Genomic DNA, 1,288 nt, shown 5'->3' on the forward strand with positions numbered 1-1,288 from the left:
ATGTATGACGGGTCGTAGCGAATGTATTGACCCATCAGAACCTGCTCAGGTTAAGTGGCTAATGCAAACGCCTCAGCCGGAGTCTTCATGTCGAGCGCCTGGTGCGGGCGTCGGTGATTGTAAAAACGTATCCAGTCGCCTACAACGCGGCTGGCGTGCTGGATATTTTCGAAGCGATGCCGATGCGCGCATTGTTCTTTGAACGTACGGATGACACGCTCAACCATGCCGTTTTGCTGCGGGCAGTGCGGCGTGATGAACTCCTGGCGCAGCCCGTAGCCTCGCACCAGCGCGGTGTAGCTGCGAGACGTGAAGACCAGCCCGTTGTCCGATCGCAGCAGGAACGGCGCAGGCACGCGACCCAGTGTTCCGAAACGGGCGATCAGGGCGTGTTCCAAGGCGCTGCCAGCGGTGCAGGCCTTGCCGCTGCGCGACAGATGCCAGCCGAGCAACTCGCGGGTATGACAGTCGATCACCAGCGCCAGCGTCGCCCAGCCATCCCGGCCCGCCCAGACGCGGCATAGGTCCGTTGACCAACGCTCGTTGGGCTTGCTAGCCACCGATGGCAGCGCCTGGATTCGTGGCCTGAAGCCAATCGGCCGCTTGCGGACCTGCCAGCCCATCAGTTGGAACACGCGCTGCACGGTGTTCTTGTTGAACCCCAACAGATGCGCAACCGTCCGGTAGCCAAATGACGGCGACTCTTCAATCATCGCCTTGATCGGGGTGACGAACTTCGGATCGACCTTTGGCGGCGATTTCACCGGTTTGTAGTAAACCGAACGGCGCGGCACGCCAAACCAGCGGCACAGCTTGGCAATCGAGACGGTGATACCCTCGGCTTGCAGTCCCTGGCGGATCATCTCGATCACTTCTCGTCCTCGCCCAGCAGGGACTGCAATTTTTTTCTCGCGCGCAGCTCCAGCATCGCCTCGCCATACGCCTCTTGAAGGTCCTTGAGCTGACGCTCGTACTGCTCGCGCACGTCCTGCGGATTGGCACGCAAGGCATTCTCCATGCCCCGCTTGCCATCGTCGACCCACTGTTCGACCTCCGAGGGCGACAGGTCGTATTGGCGGCTCGCCTCGGCAACGGTGCTCTTGCCTCGGATGATGTCCAGTACCAGCGCACTCTTGCGCTTGGCCGTCCAGCGTTTGATGTCGTCTTCCATTTTCATGCTCATCTTCAATTACATTGATTATGACGTGAGCAGGTTTTCACTGGGTCAATACACCGTCCTATGTGCTGAACCTGGTGCATCCGGGCGACTCGGTCAGCGAGACGGCGG

The 1,288-nt window shown here is 60.2% G+C and carries 2 protein-coding genes; both read right to left on the reverse strand.

Going from position 1 to position 1,288, the window contains the following annotated elements:
* Positions 1-50: 50 nt before the first annotated feature.
* Positions 51-863: an IS3 family transposase gene (locus KDH83_RS30690; protein ID WP_212322816.1), complete on the reverse strand. Its 813-nt coding sequence runs from the start codon at positions 861-863 to the stop codon at positions 51-53.
* A gap of 5 nt (positions 864-868) precedes the next feature.
* Entirely contained in the window at positions 869-1,183 is a 315-nt protein-coding gene (locus KDH83_RS30695) for a DUF1153 domain-containing protein (RefSeq protein ID WP_212322813.1), read from the reverse strand.
* Positions 1,184-1,288 lie beyond the last annotated feature (105 nt).

Origin of the sequence: Achromobacter sp. Marseille-Q0513 (genome assembly GCF_018195695.1) — a bacterium.
Classification (GTDB): domain Bacteria; phylum Pseudomonadota; class Gammaproteobacteria; order Burkholderiales; family Burkholderiaceae_B; genus Achromobacter.

Coding starts and splice junctions, on each gene's coding strand:
- KDH83_RS30695 (WP_212322813.1), bottom strand. CDS start 1,183: ATGAGCATGAAAATGGAAGACGACATCAAACGCTGGACGGCCAAGCGC.
- KDH83_RS30690 (WP_212322816.1), bottom strand. CDS start 863: ATGATCCGCCAGGGACTGCAAGCCGAGGGTATCACCGTCTCGATTGCC.